The organism is Melissospora conviva, assembly GCF_049523535.1.
GTDB lineage: Bacteria > Actinomycetota > Actinomycetes > Mycobacteriales > Micromonosporaceae > Melissospora > Melissospora conviva.
Genome location: NZ_JBLLDT010000004.1, coordinates 224,292 through 242,384, shown reverse-complemented (window position 1 = coordinate 242,384; position 18,093 = coordinate 224,292). Strand labels below are relative to the sequence as shown.

The 18,093-nt window shown below is 72.0% G+C and carries 19 protein-coding genes and 1 pseudogene; 8 read left to right on the top strand and 12 right to left on the bottom strand.

Features of this window, described 5'->3' with window-relative positions; all coding sequences use genetic code 11:
• Positions 1-200: 200 nt before the first annotated feature.
• Both ACK8GG_RS12515 and ACK8GG_RS12510 read right to left on the bottom strand, forming a co-directional pair.
• Positions 201-446 carry a winged helix-turn-helix domain-containing protein gene (locus ACK8GG_RS12515; protein ID WP_440352452.1) on the bottom strand — a complete coding sequence of 82 codons (246 nt, stop codon included), beginning with the start codon at positions 444-446 and terminating at the stop codon, positions 201-203.
• Positions 447-527: 81 nt separating this feature from the next.
• Positions 528-782, bottom strand: coding sequence for a winged helix-turn-helix domain-containing protein (locus ACK8GG_RS12510; protein ID WP_440352451.1), 255 nt, complete (start codon positions 780-782; stop codon positions 528-530).
• Between the two features lie 201 nt (positions 783-983).
• On the opposite strand from ACK8GG_RS12510, the gene ACK8GG_RS12505 reads away from it, so the two are divergent.
• Together ACK8GG_RS12505 and ACK8GG_RS12500 are read left to right on the top strand one after the other, a co-directional pair.
• Positions 984-1,316: a DivIVA domain-containing protein gene (locus ACK8GG_RS12505; RefSeq protein ID WP_440352450.1), complete on the top strand. Its 333-nt coding sequence runs from the start codon at positions 984-986 to the stop codon at positions 1,314-1,316.
• Entirely contained in the window at positions 1,313-1,573 is a 261-nt protein-coding gene (locus tag ACK8GG_RS12500) for a hypothetical protein (RefSeq protein WP_440352449.1), read from the top strand. Before ACK8GG_RS12505 ends, ACK8GG_RS12500 begins: the two co-directional genes overlap by 4 nt.
• Before the next feature lie 61 nt (positions 1,574-1,634).
• Here ACK8GG_RS12500 and ACK8GG_RS12495 read toward each other — a convergent pair whose 3' ends face one another.
• Positions 1,635-2,726: a winged helix DNA-binding domain-containing protein gene (locus ACK8GG_RS12495; RefSeq protein ID WP_440352448.1), complete on the bottom strand. Its 1,092-nt coding sequence runs from the start codon at positions 2,724-2,726 to the stop codon at positions 1,635-1,637.
• A 91-nt stretch (positions 2,727-2,817) separates the two neighbouring features.
• Between ACK8GG_RS12495 and ACK8GG_RS12490 the strand changes: the two genes are divergently transcribed.
• Positions 2,818-3,285 (top strand): PPOX class F420-dependent oxidoreductase, encoded by a 468-nt coding sequence (locus tag ACK8GG_RS12490; protein ID WP_440356370.1) that lies wholly within the window; start codon positions 2,818-2,820, stop codon positions 3,283-3,285.
• 54 nt (positions 3,286-3,339) lie between these two features.
• Positions 3,340-4,227: pseudogene (locus ACK8GG_RS12485) on the top strand (ADP-ribosylglycohydrolase family protein); the annotation flags it as partial.
• 357 nt (positions 4,228-4,584) lie between these two features.
• Here the strand turns inward: ACK8GG_RS12485 and ACK8GG_RS12480 are convergent.
• Positions 4,585-5,496 carry a proline dehydrogenase family protein gene (locus ACK8GG_RS12480; RefSeq protein ID WP_440356369.1) on the bottom strand — a complete coding sequence of 304 codons (912 nt, stop codon included), beginning with the start codon at positions 5,494-5,496 and terminating at the stop codon, positions 4,585-4,587.
• A gap of 171 nt (positions 5,497-5,667) precedes the next feature.
• Here ACK8GG_RS12480 and ACK8GG_RS12475 point away from each other — a divergent pair, with 171 nt between their 5' ends.
• Complete coding sequence (locus tag ACK8GG_RS12475; RefSeq protein ID WP_440356368.1) at positions 5,668-6,240, top strand: CGNR zinc finger domain-containing protein; 573 nt, start codon at positions 5,668-5,670, stop codon at positions 6,238-6,240.
• A gap of 100 nt (positions 6,241-6,340) precedes the next feature.
• Here ACK8GG_RS12475 and ACK8GG_RS12470 read toward each other — a convergent pair whose 3' ends face one another.
• Together ACK8GG_RS12470 and ACK8GG_RS12465 are read right to left on the bottom strand one after the other, a co-directional pair.
• Positions 6,341-7,147, bottom strand: coding sequence for a sugar phosphate isomerase/epimerase family protein (locus ACK8GG_RS12470; RefSeq protein WP_440349469.1), 807 nt, complete (start codon positions 7,145-7,147; stop codon positions 6,341-6,343).
• 67 nt (positions 7,148-7,214) lie between these two features.
• Positions 7,215-8,165: a Ppx/GppA phosphatase family protein gene (locus ACK8GG_RS12465; RefSeq protein ID WP_440356367.1), complete on the bottom strand. Its 951-nt coding sequence runs from the start codon at positions 8,163-8,165 to the stop codon at positions 7,215-7,217.
• A 120-nt stretch (positions 8,166-8,285) separates the two neighbouring features.
• On the opposite strand from ACK8GG_RS12465, the gene ACK8GG_RS12460 reads away from it, so the two are divergent.
• The gene (locus ACK8GG_RS12460) at positions 8,286-9,131 is read left to right on the top strand and encodes a DUF3109 family protein (RefSeq protein ID WP_440349808.1); all 846 of its coding nucleotides are present in this window, start codon (positions 8,286-8,288) and stop codon (positions 9,129-9,131) included.
• Here ACK8GG_RS12460 and ACK8GG_RS12455 read toward each other — a convergent pair.
• Together ACK8GG_RS12455 and ACK8GG_RS12450 are read right to left on the bottom strand one after the other, a co-directional pair.
• Positions 9,113-9,796: a response regulator gene (locus tag ACK8GG_RS12455; RefSeq protein WP_440349467.1), complete on the bottom strand. Its 684-nt coding sequence runs from the start codon at positions 9,794-9,796 to the stop codon at positions 9,113-9,115. The genes ACK8GG_RS12460 and ACK8GG_RS12455 overlap by 19 nt on opposite strands.
• Entirely contained in the window at positions 9,793-11,079 is a 1,287-nt protein-coding gene (locus ACK8GG_RS12450; RefSeq protein WP_440356366.1) for a sensor histidine kinase, read from the bottom strand. The genes ACK8GG_RS12455 and ACK8GG_RS12450 overlap by 4 nt, the downstream gene beginning before the upstream one ends.
• Before the next feature lie 214 nt (positions 11,080-11,293).
• On the opposite strand from ACK8GG_RS12450, the gene phoU reads away from it, so the two are divergent.
• Positions 11,294-11,938 (top strand): phosphate signaling complex protein PhoU, encoded by a 645-nt coding sequence (gene phoU / locus ACK8GG_RS12445; protein WP_440349465.1) that lies wholly within the window; start codon positions 11,294-11,296, stop codon positions 11,936-11,938.
• Positions 11,939-12,087: 149 nt separating this feature from the next.
• On the opposite strand, the gene ACK8GG_RS12440 is transcribed toward phoU, so the two are convergent.
• Positions 12,088-12,885, bottom strand: coding sequence for a phosphoglyceromutase (locus tag ACK8GG_RS12440; protein WP_440352442.1), 798 nt, complete (start codon positions 12,883-12,885; stop codon positions 12,088-12,090).
• Positions 12,886-13,032: 147 nt separating this feature from the next.
• Here ACK8GG_RS12440 and ACK8GG_RS12435 point away from each other — a divergent pair, with 147 nt between their 5' ends.
• The gene (locus ACK8GG_RS12435) at positions 13,033-14,355 is read left to right on the top strand and encodes an MDR family MFS transporter (RefSeq protein ID WP_440356365.1); all 1,323 of its coding nucleotides are present in this window, start codon (positions 13,033-13,035) and stop codon (positions 14,353-14,355) included.
• A gap of 339 nt (positions 14,356-14,694) precedes the next feature.
• Here the strand turns inward: ACK8GG_RS12435 and ACK8GG_RS12430 are convergent, their stop codons facing one another.
• The 3 genes from ACK8GG_RS12430 to mshA form a co-directional block, all read right to left on the bottom strand.
• Positions 14,695-15,873 carry a hypothetical protein gene (locus ACK8GG_RS12430; RefSeq protein WP_440356364.1) on the bottom strand — a complete coding sequence of 393 codons (1,179 nt, stop codon included), beginning with the start codon at positions 15,871-15,873 and terminating at the stop codon, positions 14,695-14,697.
• A 94-nt stretch (positions 15,874-15,967) separates the two neighbouring features.
• On the bottom strand, positions 15,968-16,507 hold the full coding sequence (locus ACK8GG_RS12425; protein WP_440349461.1) for a type III secretion system chaperone family protein: 540 nt from the start codon (positions 16,505-16,507) through the stop codon (positions 15,968-15,970).
• Between the two features lie 106 nt (positions 16,508-16,613).
• On the bottom strand, positions 16,614-17,966 hold the full coding sequence (mshA, locus tag ACK8GG_RS12420) for a D-inositol-3-phosphate glycosyltransferase (protein ID WP_440352438.1): 1,353 nt from the start codon (positions 17,964-17,966) through the stop codon (positions 16,614-16,616).
• Positions 17,967-18,093 lie beyond the last annotated feature (127 nt).

Sequence of the window (18,093 nt, the reverse complement as noted above, 5' to 3'; positions counted from 1 at the left end):
GCAGCCGCGGAAGGCGCCCGGCGGCTCCGGCGGCGCCACCGAAGCCACCGGACGGGTGCCCCGCGCCACGTCCGGACGCGACTCGGGGCTCCGCGCTGGGAGCGGCCTCCACTATCTCAGGTCGCGTACCGGGACTGCTCAGCCGCCCGGCCGGTGCGACCTCCGCAACGCCCACCACGCCAGTCAGGACCTCTACCGTGTCAACCGCCTGGCTTACGCAGCCAGGTGTCGGGGTCGGTGACGAAGACGCCCTTGCCCTGCCGTCGATCGATCACACCGAGCGCTTCGAGCCGCACGTTGACGAGCTGAATCGTGGAGGAGCTCACCCCGTAGGCAAGGCAGAGCTCGGCAATCGTCGGCAACTTCTCCCCTGGCTTGCGCTGGCCCGATTGCACATCGGACATGATCTCGTCGGCGATCCGGACGTAGTCCGGGGTAGCAGGCATCGGCACTCCTTCCATCGCACCTCCGCGATTACGGCACAAGCCGCCCGGTCCAGCGCCGGCTCTCCACCGCCAGCAAGGATCTCAGCGGTGCGGCCGATCGGGCTTTCGCAGCCAGGTGTCGGGATCAGTGACGAAGATGCCCTTGCCCTGTCGGCGATCGATCACCCCCAGCGCCTCCAATCGAACGTTGGCCAAGTTGACGGTGGAGGCGCTGACGCCATAGGCGTCACACAGTTCGGCGATCGTGGGCAGCTTCTCCCCTGGCTTGCGCTGGCCCGATCTCACTTCGGCCATGATCTCGTCGGCGATACGGATGTAATCCGGGGTAGCAGGCATCGGCTCTCCTCGCGTGGCACCTCCGATTCGATCACGCCGCCCGAATCCGGGACAAGAAAGCTTTGACTACTGCCAGTTCTTTGAATAAGTTACATCGAGAGCGGCCTTCGCGTGGCAACGATGACTCCGCTCCGGGCGGTCCGGCGTGCCCCCACCTCGGACCGCCCGCATCAGTCCCAATCGAAATGCAGGTGAGAGGTCATGCGCAGGCTCATCCGGCTGGTCCGGCCGCTGCGACGGCAGTCCGGTCCCACGTCGCCACCCACGACCAACGCGAGCAAGTACGGCAACAGCGGCGGCACCTACTACCGCTCCGCGTACCGGCCGCCGTTGAGCGCGGATCAGATCCGCGACCGGCGGTTCGGGGTGCGGCGGCGCGGCCTGGCCGCCGACGAGGTCGAGGCGTTCCTCGCCCGGGTCGCCGACGAACTCGCCATCACCCAGCTCGAGCTGCGCGTGGCCCGGGACGAGAACGTCCGCATCAAGAACGCGCTGCGCGACTGGCAGTCCCGTCAGGCACGGGTCCGGGTATGAGCGAGCCGGGCGAGCACCGGTACGTCATCCACCTGCCGGTCGTGACGGCGAACCTCGGCCGGGCCGCGTTCCTCGCCCGAGCCCTGGCCAACTCGGTCACCTTCCTGCCCGAGATCGACACCGGCGAGACAACCGTCTCCACAGAGGACCAGCAGGGCGTACATCATCGGGTCTTCTGCGACCGGCTGCTCGACGGCGGGCAGCGGTGCGTGCGGACCTGGCAGCATCCCGGCCGCTGCCTGCCGCGTTGGCCCTGACGGCCCCCGACACCGACTGTCCGCAACACCGAACTTCCGCAACCCTGACCGGCGGCACTGGTCAGACGGTGAAGTCGACGCCGGAGAGCGGGACTCCACGGTAGGCGGCGAGGCGTTCTGCCTGCTCGGCGATGGCCTCGCGGGTGGTGGCGGGGAGTTTGCGCCAGCCGGTCACGGCGATTCGGAAGGACCTGCCGGACTTGCGCGGCCGCCAGGCTCCGACGATCTCGCCGTCGACCAGGACGGCACCGGGACGGCCCAGCACCGGCCACATCTCCTTGATCCGCGCCGCCTCGGGCACCAGCGTGGCGCGGTCCCGCGCCTGGAGGAAGAGGTCGAAGGGGCCCAGCAGGCGGGTGCCGCGCGCCTCGGCCCTCTCCCACGCCGGCCGGTCGGCGTCGAGCAGCCAGCGGGTCTCGCCGTCGACGCGTACCTCGACCGTGTCGGCGGGCCAGCGGGCCTTGACCTCCCGGGCCGGCGCGTCCAGATATTCGGCGACGTGTTTCGGGGTGGCCGGGCCGAGCAGGCGCAGGTACGCCCGGATCAGATCGAAGCGCGAATCGGCACCGGCCGCCTTTCGGAAGCCACGGATCCGTTGCAGCACCGGCGGTGAGGTGCCCGGCCGCAGCTCCAGCCCGGCCCGCAGCGCCGCCAGCCGGAACGGCTGCTCATAGAGGTGGGTGGCGTTGCAGGGGCGGCAGAAACGCAGGTACGGCTCGGGCATCGCCTCGGTCAGCCGGGCGGAGACCTCGCCCTTGACGGTCGGGGTGGTGACGATGGCGCGCATCCGGGCGGCGATCTCGTCGAGCGCGTCCAGGTTGGCGATGCCGGCCGCCTTCAGCGGCTTCGCGGCGTCGAAGATGCGCTTGCCGGCGTCCGCGTCGGAGTAGGGCTCCACCGCTGCGGCGACCTGCCCGATCTCCGCCCGGCGGTAGAGATGCGGCGCACCGCGTACGGTCCAGGCCAGGATCAGGTCGTCGTCGGCGAGGGCCTGCACGTCGACCCCGCGCACGGCCAGCGCCCAGCGGGCACCGTCCGGGCCGGTGTCCTGCACGCCGATGTCGCAGATCGCCGTCTCGTCGAGAGTGGCCTGCTCCCGGTCGAGTTGCTGCGCCCGCGCCCGGAACCTGCCCACCTGCTGCCGGTCAGCCATGCCGACACCGTAAGTGCTCCACCTGACGACTTCGGGCACGCAACGCCAGCCGGACGTAGCCTGACGTCAGCCGACGACGGGAGCCCGCCCCATGCCACGCGCCATCGCCACCAACACCCGCCTCGACCGCACCGGGTTGAACGACTTCCTCCATACCCGGCACCGGATGATCCTGATGACCAACCGGGCCGACGGACGCCCACAGCTCTCGCCCGTCTCCTGTGGGCTGGACGAGGCCGGCCGGCTCGTGGTGTCGACGTACCCGGAGCGGGCCAAGGTGGCCAACCTGCGCCGTGACCCCCGCGCCGCGGCGTGCATCCTGTCGGACGACTGGAACGGCCCGTGGGTGCAGGTGGAGGGGACCGCCGAGGTGCTGGACCTGCCCGAGGCGCTGGAGCCGCTGGTCGACTACTACCGCTGCATCTCCGGCGAGCACCCGGACTGGGACGAATACCGGCAGGCCATGCTCCGCCAGCAGAAGGCCCTGATCCGCATCACCATCGACCGCTGGGGTCCGCAGGCGACCGGCGGCTTCCCACCCCACCTCGCCAACGACTGAAGCCGAACGTCACGCTGCCTTGAGGGGTGGACGCCGAGCCGCCCGGTTGGAAACATGGCGGGAATGACTTCCGACTCTCGGCTTCGTGCCTCGGCGTCGCTGCGGGGCCTGGCCGTGGGCGATGCGTTGGGTTCCCAGTTCTTCGTTCCGGACAACCGCGGTCACTTCGAGCAGCGGACACTGCCGCCGGGGCAGTGGCAGTGGACCGACGACACCGAGATGGCCTGCTCGGTTCTGCACATCCTCGAAACACATGGTCACGTCGACCAGGACGCGCTGGCGGCGAGCTTCGCAACCCGGCATGACTTCGACCGGGGCTACGGACCGGCCGCCAACCGACTGCTACGTCTGATCCGTACGGGTGGCGACTGGCGCCGGCTCGCCGGCGAGCTGTTCGACGGGCAGGGATCGTATGGCAACGGTGCCGCGATGCGGGTGGCCCCGTTGGGGGCCTGGTACGCCGCCGACCTTGACGCCGTGGTGGAGCAGGCGCGTCTGTCCGCGCTGGTGACCCACACGCATCCGGAGGCGGTCGCCGGTGCGGTCGCGGTGGCGGTCGCTGCCTCGCTGGTCGCGTCCGGAGACGACCCGGGCGATCCTGCCGAATTCCTTGCCGCGGTTGGCGAGCGGACACCCGGCAGCGCCGTTCGGGCCGGCATCCTCGCGGCTGCCGGTATTCCCGGGGAGAGCGACCCGCGGCAGGTCGGCCGGGTACTCGGCAACGGATCGGCGGTCAGTGCGCCCGACACCGTGCCGATCACCCTGTGGGTGGCCGCGCATCACCGCGCCGACTTCGCCCGCGCGTTCTGGACCATGGCGGCGGCCGGCGGGGACATCGACACCACCTGCGCGATCGTCGGTGGCATCCTCGGTGCTCGACCGGGCCCCGACCGGCCACCGGCATTCTGGTGGGAGCAGACGGAGACGCTGCCGCACTGGATCGGCATTCGGAGCTGGCCGATCACGCAACCACAGCAGATCCCGGCGCCGCAGCGGGTGTTCAGCGACGAGCAGTGGCAGCGGATTCAGGCCGGATACACCGCGCAGGACATGGACGAGAAGTGGGACCTGCGCGTGTCCGACGAGTGGCTGTACACGCACCGCAGCTGGACCGGCTACGGCATCCACGCCGTCCGCTTCACCCGCGACGCCCACGGCTGGCGAATCAGTGAGCTGCATGTCGAACGAAACCAGGACCTGTACCGCGGTGATGATGCCTACGACATCCAACTGTTCGAAATGATCGTCGACGGGCACCTGCTCGGTCTCAGCCGGAACGACACCCCGTAGGGCATCTCGTCAGCCGGCCGGGAGCAGGGCGCGGCCGAGGACCGCCGGGCGTACGGCGAGCCGGCGCATCAGGTGGGGGTACCAGTTCCGGCCGTACGGGATCTGGATCCGCACGGTGTAGCCCTCGGTGACCAGTCGCTCCTGCTCCGAGGGCCGGACGCCGTAGCGGAGCTGGAACTCGAACTGGTCCGGCCGCCGGTCGAACCAGCGGGACCGGTCCTCGATGATGGCGATCAGCCGAGGGTCGGCGGTGGCGAACATCGGGTATCCGCCGCCGGCGAGCAGCACCTTGGCGCAGCGCACATAGGACTTGCCGATGTCACGCGCCGAGCGGTAGGCCACCGACTCCGGCTCGCGGTAGCCGCCCCTGCAGAGCCGGACCCGCGAGCCTGCGGCGGCCAGGTCGCGGCAGTCGGACTCGGTGCGCCGCAGGTACGCCTGGAGGGTCACCCCGGTCGCCGGGTACTCCTCGCGGAGCTTGAGCAGCACGTCGAGGGTGGGGTCGGTGGTGGTGTGGTCCTCCATGCCGAGGGTCACCGACGTCCCGGCCGCGGCAGCGGCGGCGCAGACGGCGCGCGCGTTGTCGTAGGCGAAACGCTCGTCGAAACGACGGCCGAGGGCGGAGAGCCGCACGGTGACGTCACCGGCCGGGGTGAGCCCCGCCGCGGCGAGCCGGGTGAGCAGCTCGACGTACTCGTCGCGGATGGCGGTCGCCGCCTCGACGGTGTGCGTGGCCGGGCCGAGGTGCTCCAGGGTCACCGACCGGCCACCGCCGATCGCGTCGGTGGCCGCGTGCAGCGCGTCGTCGGCGTCGACACCGGCGACGAAGCGGTGGGCCAGGTCCCGGGTGGCCGGCAACGCGGCGACCAGCCGTTCGACCCGCGGGGAACGGGATGCGGCGAGAATCACCGAGCGGAGCATGATCGGAGCCTAACGCCTCCGGCCGCCCTTTCGCCCGGGAGCGGAGCACGCAGCGGCGGACGGGGACCACCGGAGCTGATCGGGAGCGCTCCAACCCCCGCCGCGATCACCTCCCGGGTGCCCTCTCCGATCGACGCCGCCCGTGTTTGCGGCGTCGTCTACCTTTGACGGGTGGACTTCGACGCGTACGCTCGGACCGGAGTTGATCTAGCCAACGCCCGCCTGGACGACCTCGACGACTTGCGAACGCTGTTGCCCGACTGGGCCGGCGACGAATTGACAGACCGTGACCTCTCCCTCTTCCGCCGGGCCCGCAAACGGCTCCGGGAGGTCTTCATCCACGGCAACGCCGGGCGCGACGCCGAGGCGGTCGAGGAGCTGAACACCCTGCTGGAGGTGCATCCGGTCCAGCCGCGCATCTCCGGGCACGACGCCGGCGACTGGCACATGCACGTCACCAGCCGGGCCGCCAACTGCGGCGCCGAGTATCTGGCCGGGGCCGTCTGGGGGCTGGCCGTCTGGCTCTGCGAGTACGGCAGTTCCCGCTTCGGGGTCTGCGCCGACGAGCGCTGCGGCAACGTCTATCTGGACACCTCGTCGAACTGCTGCCGCCGGTTCTGCTCGGAACGCTGCGCGACCCGCTCGCACGTGGCCGCGCACCGGGCCCGCAAGCGGGCCGCCGGAGACGACCGGAACACCGCCGAAGCCGCACCGCAGCAGGAAAACCTGGCATCGGTCTCCTGACCGGAGACCAGACCAGTCCCCGGCCGGACACCAGACCCGGCCGGGGACCAGGTCCGGGCCAGGGATCAGGTTCGGGCCGAGGATCAGGCCGGGACCGGGATCAGGCCTGGACCGGGGTGGCGGCGCTCAGGTGCTCGCGGGCGAAATCGAGCGCGGCCCGCAGGTCCGCCTCGCGCGCCGACCGGCTCGCCGCGCCCCGGGTCGCCACCTCCACCGCCACCGAGCCGGTGAAGCCCCGGCCGGCCAGGGAGGCGAGCAGCTCACCGCAGGGCTGATTGCCCCGCCCCGGCACCAGGTGCTCGTCGCGGTGCTCGCCGGTGCCGTCGCCAAGGTGCACGTGCGCCAGATTCGGCCCCATCCGGTCGGCGAGCGCCAGGGCGTCGGTGCGGGACGCCGCGCAGTGCGACAGGTCGAGCGTGTACGCGGCGTACCCGGTATCGGTCGGGTCCCAGCCGGGCGCGTACGGGACGAACTCGCGCCGGGCCATCCGGACCGGGAACATGTTCTCCACGGCGAAACGGATGCCCGGGAAGCGTTCGCCGATCTCGGCGAGCCCTTCGCTGAAGGTGCGGGCGTAGTCCCGTTGCCAGGTGAAGGGCGGGTGCACCACCACGGTCGACGCGCCGAGCTCCTCGGCGAGCTCCGCCGAGCGGCGCAGCCGTACCCATGGGTCCGGGCTCCAGACCCGCTGGGTGACCAGCAGGCAGGGGGCGTGCACCGACAGCACCGGTACGCCGTAGTGCTCGGCGAGCCCGGCGAGCGCCCCCACGTCCCGGCTGACCGCGTCCGTCCAGACCATCACCTCGATGCCGTCATAGCCCAGCTCGGCGGCGAGCTGGAAGGTCGCGGAGGTGGGCTCGGGGAAGACCGAGGAGCTGGACAGGAGCACGGGCACAGCGGAAGTCACATCCATCAGGGTAGCTTCCGTCCGCCCCCCGCACCCGGAGCGCAGACGACAAGGGCCCTGCGCCGCGTCACGCTCCGTTGTCGGCGAGCTGGTCGAGTCGGCGCAGGATCAGCCCTTCGCGCAGCGCCCACGGGCAGATGTCGACCGAGTCGATCTCCAGGCGGCGCAGCAGTGTCTCGGCGACCAGCGCCCCGGCGAGCAGCTGGTGTGCCCGCGAGGTGCCGACCCCTTCCAGCTCGCCGAGCTTGGCCGGGGCGATGTGCCGGATGAAGCCGAGGACCTGCCGCACCCCGCGGTGGGTCAGGCTGCGCGGTGTCCAGAGTCCGGCCTTGGCCGGCGCCGCCCCGGCCAGCCGGGCCAGCATGCGGAAGGTCTTGGAGGTGGCGACCGCCCGGTCCCAGCCGTCCGCGGCGAGCTGCCCGAGCACCGGGTCCAACTGCTCCTGCACGTACGCCCGCAGCGCGTCGACGGTCTGGGCGGGCACCGGCTCGGCGGTCTGCGGTGTCACGTCGAGGTGCTCGCGGGTCAGCCGCCCGGCGCCCAGGGGCAGGGAGAGCGCCACCGTCGGCACTTCGTCGAATCCGGAGGCCAGCTCCAGCGAGCCGCCGCCGATGTCCATCGTCAGCAGCCGGCCGGCGGACCAGCCGCACCAGCGCCGGACCGCGAGGAAGGTCGCGCGGGCCTCGTCCGCGCCGGGAAGGACCTCCAGCGGCACCCCCGTCTCCTCGCGTACGCGCGTCAGCACGGCGGTCGCGTCGGTGGCGTCGCGGACCGCGGAGGTGGCGAAGGCGAGCAGCTCGCCGGTGCCGTGCCGGGCCGCGGACTCCCGGAAGGCCCGTACCGTTTCGACGAGCGCGTCGGCGCCGTCGCGGGTGAGGGCGCCGTCGGGGCCGATCCGCTCGGCCAGCCGCAGCGCCACCTTCTCCGAGTGGGCCGGCCAGGGATGTCCGCCGTGGTGGGCGTCGACGATCAGCAGGTGGACGGTGTTGGAACCGACGTCGATCACCCCGAGGCGCATGCTGAGCACCCTAGAGGTCGCGGCCGGCGAACACCGGTGGCACATGCCCATTTGCGCCGCCACCGGGCCGCGGCGCGTCACCCGGCGTACGCTGGCCGGGTGGCTGGCGAACTACACGTAATGGTTGATCTTGGCGCTAATGGGGATGAGCCGGACGATCCGTTCGAGGACGATCCGCGCAGCAGGGAGGTCGACCTCGACTTTCCCCGCGAGTGGGTGGAGTTCCTGGACCCGGTCGACTCCGAGCACCTGGTCCGCGCCGACCTGACCTGGCTGCTCTCCCGCTGGACCTGCATCTTCGGCCGCGGCTGCCACGGCATCGCCGCCGGCCGGGCCGCCGACGGCTGCTGCACACACGGTGCCTTCTTCACCGACGCCGACGACGAGAAGCGGGTCCGGGCGGCGGCCGGCAAGCTCAGCCCGGCGACCTGGCAGCACTACCGGCGCGGCTTCGCCAACTACACCGAGCAGGACACCATCGACGGCAAGAGCCCGGCGCGGCGTACCGCCACCCAGGGCGAGGACGGGCCCTGTGTCTTCCTCAACGACCTCGACTTCGCCGGCGGGGGCGGCTGCGCCCTGCACGCCCAGGCGCTACGCGACGGCGTGCACCCGCTGCGCTACAAGCCGGACGTCTGCTGGCAGCTGCCGGTCCGCCGCGACCAGGAGTGGAGCAAGCGCCCCGACGGCAGCAAGATCCTGATCAGCACGCTGACCGAGTTCGACCGCCGGGGCTGGGGCTCCGGCGGGCACGACCTGCACTGGTGGTGCACCTCCTCGCCGGAGGCACACGTCGGCACCGAACCGATGTACGTCTCCTACGCCGCCGAGCTGACCGAGCTGATCGGCCAGGACGCGTACGACCGGCTCGTCGAACTCTGCGTGGCGCGGGAGCGGACCGGCCTGGTGGCGCCGCACCCGGCGAGCGCCGGGGGCGACGACACCGGTCACGGCTCGAACTTGTAGCCCAGTCCCCGCACGGTGACGATGTGCCGCGGGGCGGAGGGCTCCGGCTCGACCTTGGAGCGCAACCGCTTGATGTGCACGTCGAGGGTCTTGGTGTCGCCGACGTAGTCCGCGCCCCAGACCCGGTCGATCAGCTGCCCGCGGGTCAGCACCCGGCCGGCGTTGCGCAGCAGCAGCTCCAGCAGCTCGAACTCCTTGAGCGGCAGCTGGGCCGGGGTGCCGGCGACGGTCACCACGTGCCGCTCGACGTCCATCCGGACCGGGCCGGCGCTGAGCATCGCCGCGCTGTCCTCGCCGCCCTCGCCGGCGCGCCGGCGCAGCACCGCGCGGATGCGGGCGACCAGCTCCCGCGGCGAGTACGGCTTGGTCACGTAGTCGTCGGCGCCGATCTCCAGCCCGACGACCTTGTCGATCTCGGTGTCCCGGGCGGTGACCATGATGATCGGCACAGTGGAGCGTTGCCGCAGTTCGCGGCAGACCTCGGTGCCGGACATCTCCGGCAGCATCAGGTCCAGCAGCACGATGTCCGCGCCGGAGCGGTCGAACTCGGTCAGGGCCGCGCTGCCGGTCGCCGCCACCGACACCTCGAAACCCTCCTTGCGGAGCATGTACGACAGGGCGTCGGAGAACGACTCCTCGTCCTCGACCACCAGAACTCGGCTCAACTGGCTTCCTCTCCTCGTTGCGGGTGCGCCCCGGTATCGCCGGGCAGCTCGTTCCAGTCCGGCACCACCGCGGCCAGCAGCTCCTCCGGCGGGCGCACCGGCAGGCTGAGGGTGAAGGTGGTGCCACCACCGAGCGTGCTGGCGACCTCGATGCGACCGCCGTGGTTGCCGGCGATGTGCTTGACGATGGCCAGACCCAGGCCGGTGCCGCCGGTCGCCCGGGAGCGGGCCTGGTCGGTGCGGTAGAAGCGTTCGAAGACGCGCGGCAGGTCGTCGGGGGCGATTCCGGAGCCCTGGTCGGTCACCGCGATCTTGACGTAGTCGTCCACGCCGGCCACGTCGACGGTGACGGTCGTGCCGGCGCCGGAGTACTTGATGGCGTTGCCGACGAGGTTGCCCAGTGCGGTGGCGATCTGGTTGGCGTCGCCATAGACCTTGAGCCCCGGCTGGCCGCTGGTGAGAACGCCAATCTTCGCCGCGGCCGCGGTGGTGCGGGTGCGGTCCAGCACCTCGGCGACGACCCAGTCCACCGCCACCGGCTCGTAGATCGCCCGCGAGTCGGCGCCCTGTAGCCGGGTCAGCTCCAGCAGCTCCTCCACGAGACGGCCGAGGCGGCCGGACTCGTGCTGGATGCGCTGGGCGAAACGGCGGGCGGCGGCGAGATCCTCCTCGGCCCGTTCGGCCGGCACCGCACCCGGACCGCCGGCCGGAATCTCGGTGGCGTCCAGCAGCGCCTCGGCGAGCAGCTGCAGCGCGCCGATCGGAGTCTTCAGCTCATGGCTGACGTTGGCGACGAAGTCCCGCCGGACCCGGGCCAGCCGGTGCGCGTCGGTGGCGTCGATGGCCTCCACGACCACGTACCCGCCGCCCAGCCCGGCGGCGCGCAGCTGCACCCCGAGCGGCTCCGCGTCGGCGCCGGCGTGGTTGCGGGGCAGCTCCAGCTCGACCTGGCGGCGCACGCCGGTGCGGCGCACCTGGCCGGCGAGGGTACGGATCATCGGATGCGCGATCACCGTGCCGGCTTCGGTGCCGGCGCGCAGCAGCGCCAGGCTCCGGGCCGCCGGGTTGACCAGAATCGGCACATCGGCGTCATCAAGCACGACCACGCCGGCGGAGAGGTGGTCGATCACCCGTTGGCCGAGGAGGGCACCACCGCCCTGGTCGGCGCCGCGGCGCATCAGCCCCGGTGCCCGGCGTACGGCGCGGCGCGTCGCGGGCAGCAGCGTGATGCCGATGCCCGCCAGCAGTCCGGCGCAGATGCCGACGACAATCCCCAGGTCCACGTGGCGATCGTAGGGTCAGGATCGGACGCGACAGCCCTCGGAAAGGACAAATCCGGCACGGTAGGGAGAGAATTCACTTTCCGGCCGGTTGACGTTCACCGGCGTTCACCTGGGGGCCGCCTGACGGATCTACGGTTGCCCGGCACGCACCCGCCACCCCGACCGCGGGCCGCGCCCCGGCGCCGCGGCACACCGAGACCAACAGGACGTAACGATGCGCGACGATTTCCGGGCCGAACTGCACGTGGTGAGCCAGCTGCTGGTCGACATGGCGGAGGCGAGCCGGGCCGCGATGCGCGACGCGACGCGGGCCCTGCTGACCGCCGACCGGCGGGCCGCCGAGGCGGTGATCGTCCACGACGAGGAGATCGACAGCCGGTACCGGCAGGTCGAGGAGCGTGTCCAGGACGTTCTCGCCCGGCAGGCGCCGGTCGCCAAGGACCTGCGCGCGATGATCACCGCGCTGCACGTCGCGGCGTCGCTGGAGCGGATGGGCGACCTGGCCGACCACGTGGCCAAGACCGCGCTGCGCCGGCACCCGTCGCCGGCCGTGCCGGCCGAGCTGCGGCCGGTCTTCACCGACATGGCCGCCGTCGCCGACCGGATCGCCGGGCTCATCACCACGGTCCTGTCCAAGCCCGACGCCGACCTGGCCGCCGGGCTGGACCTGGAGGACGACGCGATGGACGAACTGCACCGCAGCCTCTTCACCCTGCTGCTGGCCCCCGACTGGCCGTACGGGGTGGAGACCGCCGTCGACGCCACCCTGCTGGGCCGCTTCTACGAGCGCTACGCCGACCACGCCGTCAGCGCCGGGCAGCGGGTGGTCTACCTGATCACCGGCGAGCCGGTGGGCTGAGCGCGGCGAACAGACGACGGCCCGGCCGGGTGGTTCCCCGGCCGGGCCGTCGTTTCTGCGGGCTCGGCGCTGCCGGCCGGCGGTCAACGGCCCCGGCGCGCGACCGGGCTTGCCGACGCCGCTCAGCGGCCCTCGTTGGCGACCCCTGCTCAGCGGCCCTGGTTGGCGACTGCGGCGGCCGCCTCGCGGGCCGCGTCCGGGTCCAGGTACGTGCCGCCGGCGGTGACCGGCTTCAGCTCCGGCGTCAGGTCGTAACGCAGCGGAATGCCGGTGGGGATGTTCAGCTTCGCGATCGCGGAGTCGGAGATGCCGTCGAGGTGCTTGACCAGGGCGCGCAGCGAGTTGCCGTGCGCGGCAACCAGCACGGTCCGGCCGGCGAGGATGTCCGGCACGATCGAGTCGTACCAGTACGGCAGCATCCGGTGCACGACGTCCTTGAGGCACTCGGTGCGCGGCATCAGCTCCGGCGGCAGCAGCGCGTAGCGCGGGTCGCCGACCTGCGACCACTCGGCGTCGTCGGCGATCGGCGGCGGCGGGACGTCGTAGGAGCGGCGCCAGAGCATGAACTGCTCCTCGCCGTAAGCCTCCAGCGTCTCCTTCTTGTTCTTGCCCTGCAGCGCGCCGTAGTGCCGCTCGTTGAGCCGCCAGCTGCGCCGCACCGCGATCCAGTGCCGGTTCGCCGCGTTCAGGGACAGCTCCGCGGTGCGGATCGCGCGGCGCATCACGCTGGTGTGCACCACGTCGGGGAGCAGGTCGTTGGCGAGCATCAGCTCGCCGCCGCGGCGGGCCTCGGCCTCGCCCTTGGCGGTGAGGTCGACGTCGACCCAGCCGGTGAAGAGGTTCTTGGCGTTCCAGTCGCTCTCGCCGTGGCGGAGCAGGACCAGGGTGCCGACCGTGGGCTGCTGCGCCGTGCCGACGGCCGACGCGCTCGTGGGGCTCTCAGTCATGGCCTCATCCTGCCGGAACCGGGCGCCGGACACGCGGGAAGTCCCGGTGATCGGCGCCACTGGGGACCCGGATATCCGGGTGCTGCCGTCACCCCCTGGATGTAAGGTCTCGCTCCGAGAGCGATCATTACACAGGGGAGCGACTGGATGGGTTCGGCGCGGCGGGTACTCGACAATCTCATCGGCGGGCTGCCGCGCGCCTTCTGGTACCTCTGGACCGGCTCGCTGATCAACCGGCTCGGCTCGGCCGTGCTGGTCTTCATGGCCATCTACCTGACCCAGGAGCGCGGCTTCTCCGACGCCCGGGCCGGCCTGGTGATCGGGCTCTGGGGCGCCGGCGGTGCGGCCGGCAGCCTGCTCGGCGGCTACCTCGCCGACCGCTGGGGACGCCGCCCCACCCTGCTCACCGCCCACCTCGGGGCCGCGACCCTGATGGTCGCCATGGGCTTCGCCCGCGACCTGCCGACGCTCGCCGGCTGCGCGCTGCTGCTCGGCCTCTTCGCCGAGGCCGCCCGGCCCGCCTTCTCCGCGATGATGATCGACGTGGTTCCCGAACGGGACCGGGTGCGCGCGTTCTCGCTGAACTACTGGGCGGTCAACGTCGGCTTCGCCGCCGCCGCCATCCTCGGCGGTTTCGCCGCCCGGATCGACTACCTGCTGCTCTTCCTGATCAACGCGGTAACCATCGTGATCACCGCCGTGATCATCTTTGTGAAGGTGCGCGAGGTCGATCCGGGGCGCCGCGGGGCGTTGCCGCCCGTCGTACCGGCCGGTGGCGGCGGCCCGGCCCCGGTCGGCGCCCTGCGGACGATCCTGCGCGACCGGGTCTTCCTCGGCCTGACCGGACTCAACCTCTTCAGCGCCCTGGTCTTCCTCCAGGCCAGCTCCATGCTGCCGATCGCGATGACCGACGACGGCCTGGACGCCACCACGTACGGCTACATCATCGCCCTCAACGGGGTGCTCATCGTCGCCGGACAGCTCTTCGTCCCCCGGCTGATCGGCCGCAGCAGCCACTCCCGGGTGGTGGCGCTCGGCGTGCTGCTCTCCGGCGTCGGCTTCGGCCTGACCGCCTTCGCCGACCTGGCCTGGCTCTACGCCCTCACGGTGCTGATCTGGACGCTCGGCGAAATGATCAACTCGCCGTCGAACTCCACCCTGGTCGCGACCCTCTCGCCGGCCGCGCTGCGCGGCCGGTACCAGGGCGTCTTCTCGCTCTCCTGGCAGCTCGCCGGGGCGCTCGCCCCGACCCTCGGCGGCCTGGTGCGCGAGACCGCCGGCGACGCCACGCTCTGGCTCGGCTGCTTCGTGCTCACCGCGCTCGTCTCGCTCGGGCACCTGCTGGCCCGCCCGGCCCGCGAGCGGCGCGCCGCCGAACTGCGGGCCGCCGCACTCGGCACGGCGACGCTGCCGCAGGTGCCGATCCCCGGAGCCGCACAGACGAAAGCCGCGGCGGCCTCCGGGAACTGATCCCGGGGCACATCCGCGGCTGTCTCAGGCACCGGCGGCGGCGGGCGACACTCACCCCCGTAAGCGTCGCCCGCTCGCGCCGCCGGTCAACAGGTGGACGCCGTCCCCCAACAGCAATCCACCTGTCCCCACGCCTCCGCTCGGTGTACGGATCTGATCGATCCGCCGCTCCCCCGAACGTTTCCGAACGCAGCGTGGTGCAATAAAGCTAGTTGTACCACTTTGCGGAAACAAGCTCACCGGCTGTCTTGCTGGTCACACCGTTCGGTAACAACCGGAGGGTGACCAATGATGCCATGAGCAACATCTCCGTACGGGTCGAGCATTCCCCATATGAGGTCATCCATCCTCCCGATTCGGGGATTCCGTACGGAAAAAATTGCTCTGCCGGCCGCTGCGCAGCGTCTCCTGATAGATCAGGTTCAGCTCGCGTTCGTCGAAGGCCTGGAACCACTGCGCCCAGGTGATGTGCTGCAGCCGGCGGCTGCCGCTGTAGCCCGGGAAATCAAAGGTGAGCACGCCCGCGTGACCGTCGTGTTCGGTACCGGCGATCGTGGACGGTTTCGCCTTGCGCTCCCGCGCCCAGCGCTGGATCACGTCGTGGTTGGTGGTCACCAGGCTGCGCCCGGGACGCTCGGGCCGGTCCTGCGGCGACGTGATCGTCTGGGCGTACCGCAGCGAGCGCGACGACGCCCCGCCCTCGCGGGCACCCTCCCGGCGTGACGACGCCGAACGGGCCGACGGCGACCGTCCTGCGGCCCGCGCCGAGGGCGCCCGGCTCACGGCCCGCGTCGACGGCGCCCGGCTCTCGGCCTTGCCGCGCGAGGTAGTCGACCGGGCGGCCGGCGCGGCCTTGCGGCTCTCGGCGCGCTTGCGGGTCTGCGCCCGAGACTGCGACGCCTTCTGCGCCTGCGAGCGCTTCTCGGCCTGCACACGCTTCTGCGCCTGCGCCCGCTTCTGTGCCTGCGAGCGCTTCTCGGCCTGGGCCCGCTTCTCGACCCGCGCCCGCTCGGTCTGGGTCCGCTTCTCGACCCGCGCCCGCTCGGCCTGCGCCCGCTTCTCGACCTGGGCGCGGCTCTCGGTGCGCGGTCGGCTCGCGGCTCGCGAGCGGCTCTCCGCCGGTGACCTGCTCGCCGTCCGCGACCGGCTCTCCGCGGTCCGCGACCGGCTCTCAGGCCGCGAGCGGGCCTCGGAGCGGGACCGGGTCTCCGAACGGGACCGGCCCGCCGAGGTACGCCGGTCGGTACGCGCCGACGACTCCCGCCCGGAGGGACGCCGCTGGTCGCCGCGGCGCTGCTCGGTGCGCAGGGTGCGTACCAGGGTCTGCACCAGCTCGGGCTTGCGCAGCCCGGAGGTCCCGCGCACCCCGCGATCGCGCAGCTGTCCACGCAGTTCGTCCACGCGCAGCCGGCTGATGTCGGACTCGGCCACACGCGGAGTGCCCGGCGTCTGGTTGCCCGGCCGGTTCTTGGTCGCGGTCCGCGTGGCGCCGCGACCGGTGCTGTTCCGTTGAACCATGAGTGCTCACGCTCCTCGAAGTGGTCTCCTCGGATGCGCGGCGCAGCGCCGCACCGGCGGCGGTTACCCCAACGAAAGGCTCTGAACCCGCCGCCTACGACGATTCCGCGTCACCGGCGGCGGCAGCGGCCGAACCCGCGCCGGAGGGCTCGAAGAGGTGCGCGAACGCCGCGAGGTTCGCCGTCGACTCGCCCCGCTTGACCCGCCACTCCCACTCCCGGCGGATCGAGCTGCCGAACCCGATCTCCAGCATGGTGTCGAAGGACTCGTCGGCGTAGGTGAGCACCGCGCCGAGCAGCCGGTCGAGCTCGTCGGCGTCGACACCGGTCAGGTTGACCCGGCCGGTGAGGTAGACGTCGCCGACGCTGTCGATGGAGAAGGCGACGGCGTACATCCGGGCGTTGCGCTGAAGCAGCCAGGCCCAGAGCTCCTCACGCCGCTCGTCGGGCTGGCGCATCACGAACGCCTCGACCCGCAGCGCGTGCTCGCCGACGATCAGGTTGCAGACCGTCTTCAGCTTGTGGGTCCCGGGCAGGGTGATCGCGTAGGAGTGCTCCCCGGTCGGCTCGCAGGGCAGCTCCCGCTCGGCGCAGACCGACTCGATCAGGGCCCCGATCTCACTCATCCGGCTCATCGCCCCTACTTTACGGCCGGTCGATCGCCTGTGCCCGGCGACGCGACGCCGGGGGCAGCCGCCCTGACGGCGGTCGGGACAAGACGAGGGCCTGACCCGACGGCGGTCAGGAGGAGACGACGGCGTCGCCGGCGAAGCGGGCCGCGAGGTCGCTGCGGCGCTCGGCGATCGCCTCCTGGTAGACGGCGAGCAGCCCGGCGACCGTACGCGACCAGGAGAAGTTGCGGGCGTGGCCCAGCGCGCCCCGGGAGAGCTCCGCCCGGTGGCCGGCCGCCGGCAGCAACCGGGCCAGCATCCGCGCCCAGTCGACCGGGTCGTGGCTGTCGACCAGCAGACCGCTGACCCCGTCCTGCACAGCGGTGACCAGACCGCCGACGGCCGCGGCCAGCACCGGCGTGCCGCAGGCCTGCGCCTCCAGCGCCACCAGCCCGAAGGACTCGTTGTGCGAGGGCACGGCGACCACATCGGCGGCCCGGTAGAGCGCCGGCAGGTTCTCCCCGGTCTGCGGCGGCAGGAACCGTACGCGGTCGTCGACACCGAGCGAGGCGGCGAGTTCGATCAGGGCCGTCGGCCGGTCCAGGCCACTGCCGCTGGGTCCGCCGGCGATGACGACGGTGACCTCCTCGGCCAGGGCGGGATCGCGCTCACGCAGCGCCGCCACCGCGCGTACCAGCACGTCGGGGGCCTTCAGTGGCTGGATCCGGCCGACGAAGGCGACGACGTACCCCTGCTCGGGCAGGCCGAGGCGCCGCCGGGCGGCGAGCCGGGCCTTCGCGGCGTCGCCGTACGCGGGACGGAAGCGTTCCAGGTCCACACCGGGCTCGACGATCGACACCCGCCGCGGGTCGGCCTGATAGCGCGCAATCAGATCGCCGGCCTCGACGGTGGTGTTGGCCACGAGCCGGTTCGCCTCCGCGACCACCTGCTCCTCGCCGATCACCCGGGACTTCGGCTCCGGCCGGTCACCCGCGGCCAGCCGGGCGTTCTTCACCTTCGCGAGGGTGTGGGCGGTGTGCACCAGCGGCACGCCCCAGCGGTCCTTGGCGAGCCAGCCGACCTGACCGGAGAGCCAGTAGTGGGAGTGGACCAGGTCGTACCAGCCGGGCGGCCGGGCCGCCTCCGCGCGCAGCACCCCGGCGGTGAAGGCGCAGAGCTGTCCGGGCAGCTCCTCCTTGGTGAGCCCCTCGAAGGGGCCGGCCATCACGTGCCGGACCAGCACGCCGGGGACAACCTCCACCACCGGCGGCAGGTCCCCGGAGGTGGCCCGGGTGAAGATCTCCACCTCGACGCCGGCGTCGGCCATCCGGCGGGCGACCTCCAGGATGTAGACGTTCATGCCGCCCGCGTCGCCGGTGCCCGGCTGGTGCAGCGGAGAGGTGTGCACGGAGAGGGTGGCGATCCGGCGGGGCAGGGGCGATCCCGTCCGCTGACGCGCCACACCGGTGTGCAATTCCGACACATCCACTCCTTCAGCCATGGAGAGCGCGACCGCACTACCGGCGCCTGGAGAGGAGAACCTCCCCGCCGGCTCACATCTTCCCGATCGTGGATGTCACATGCACCACCCCGTGGCGCCGAAGGTGATC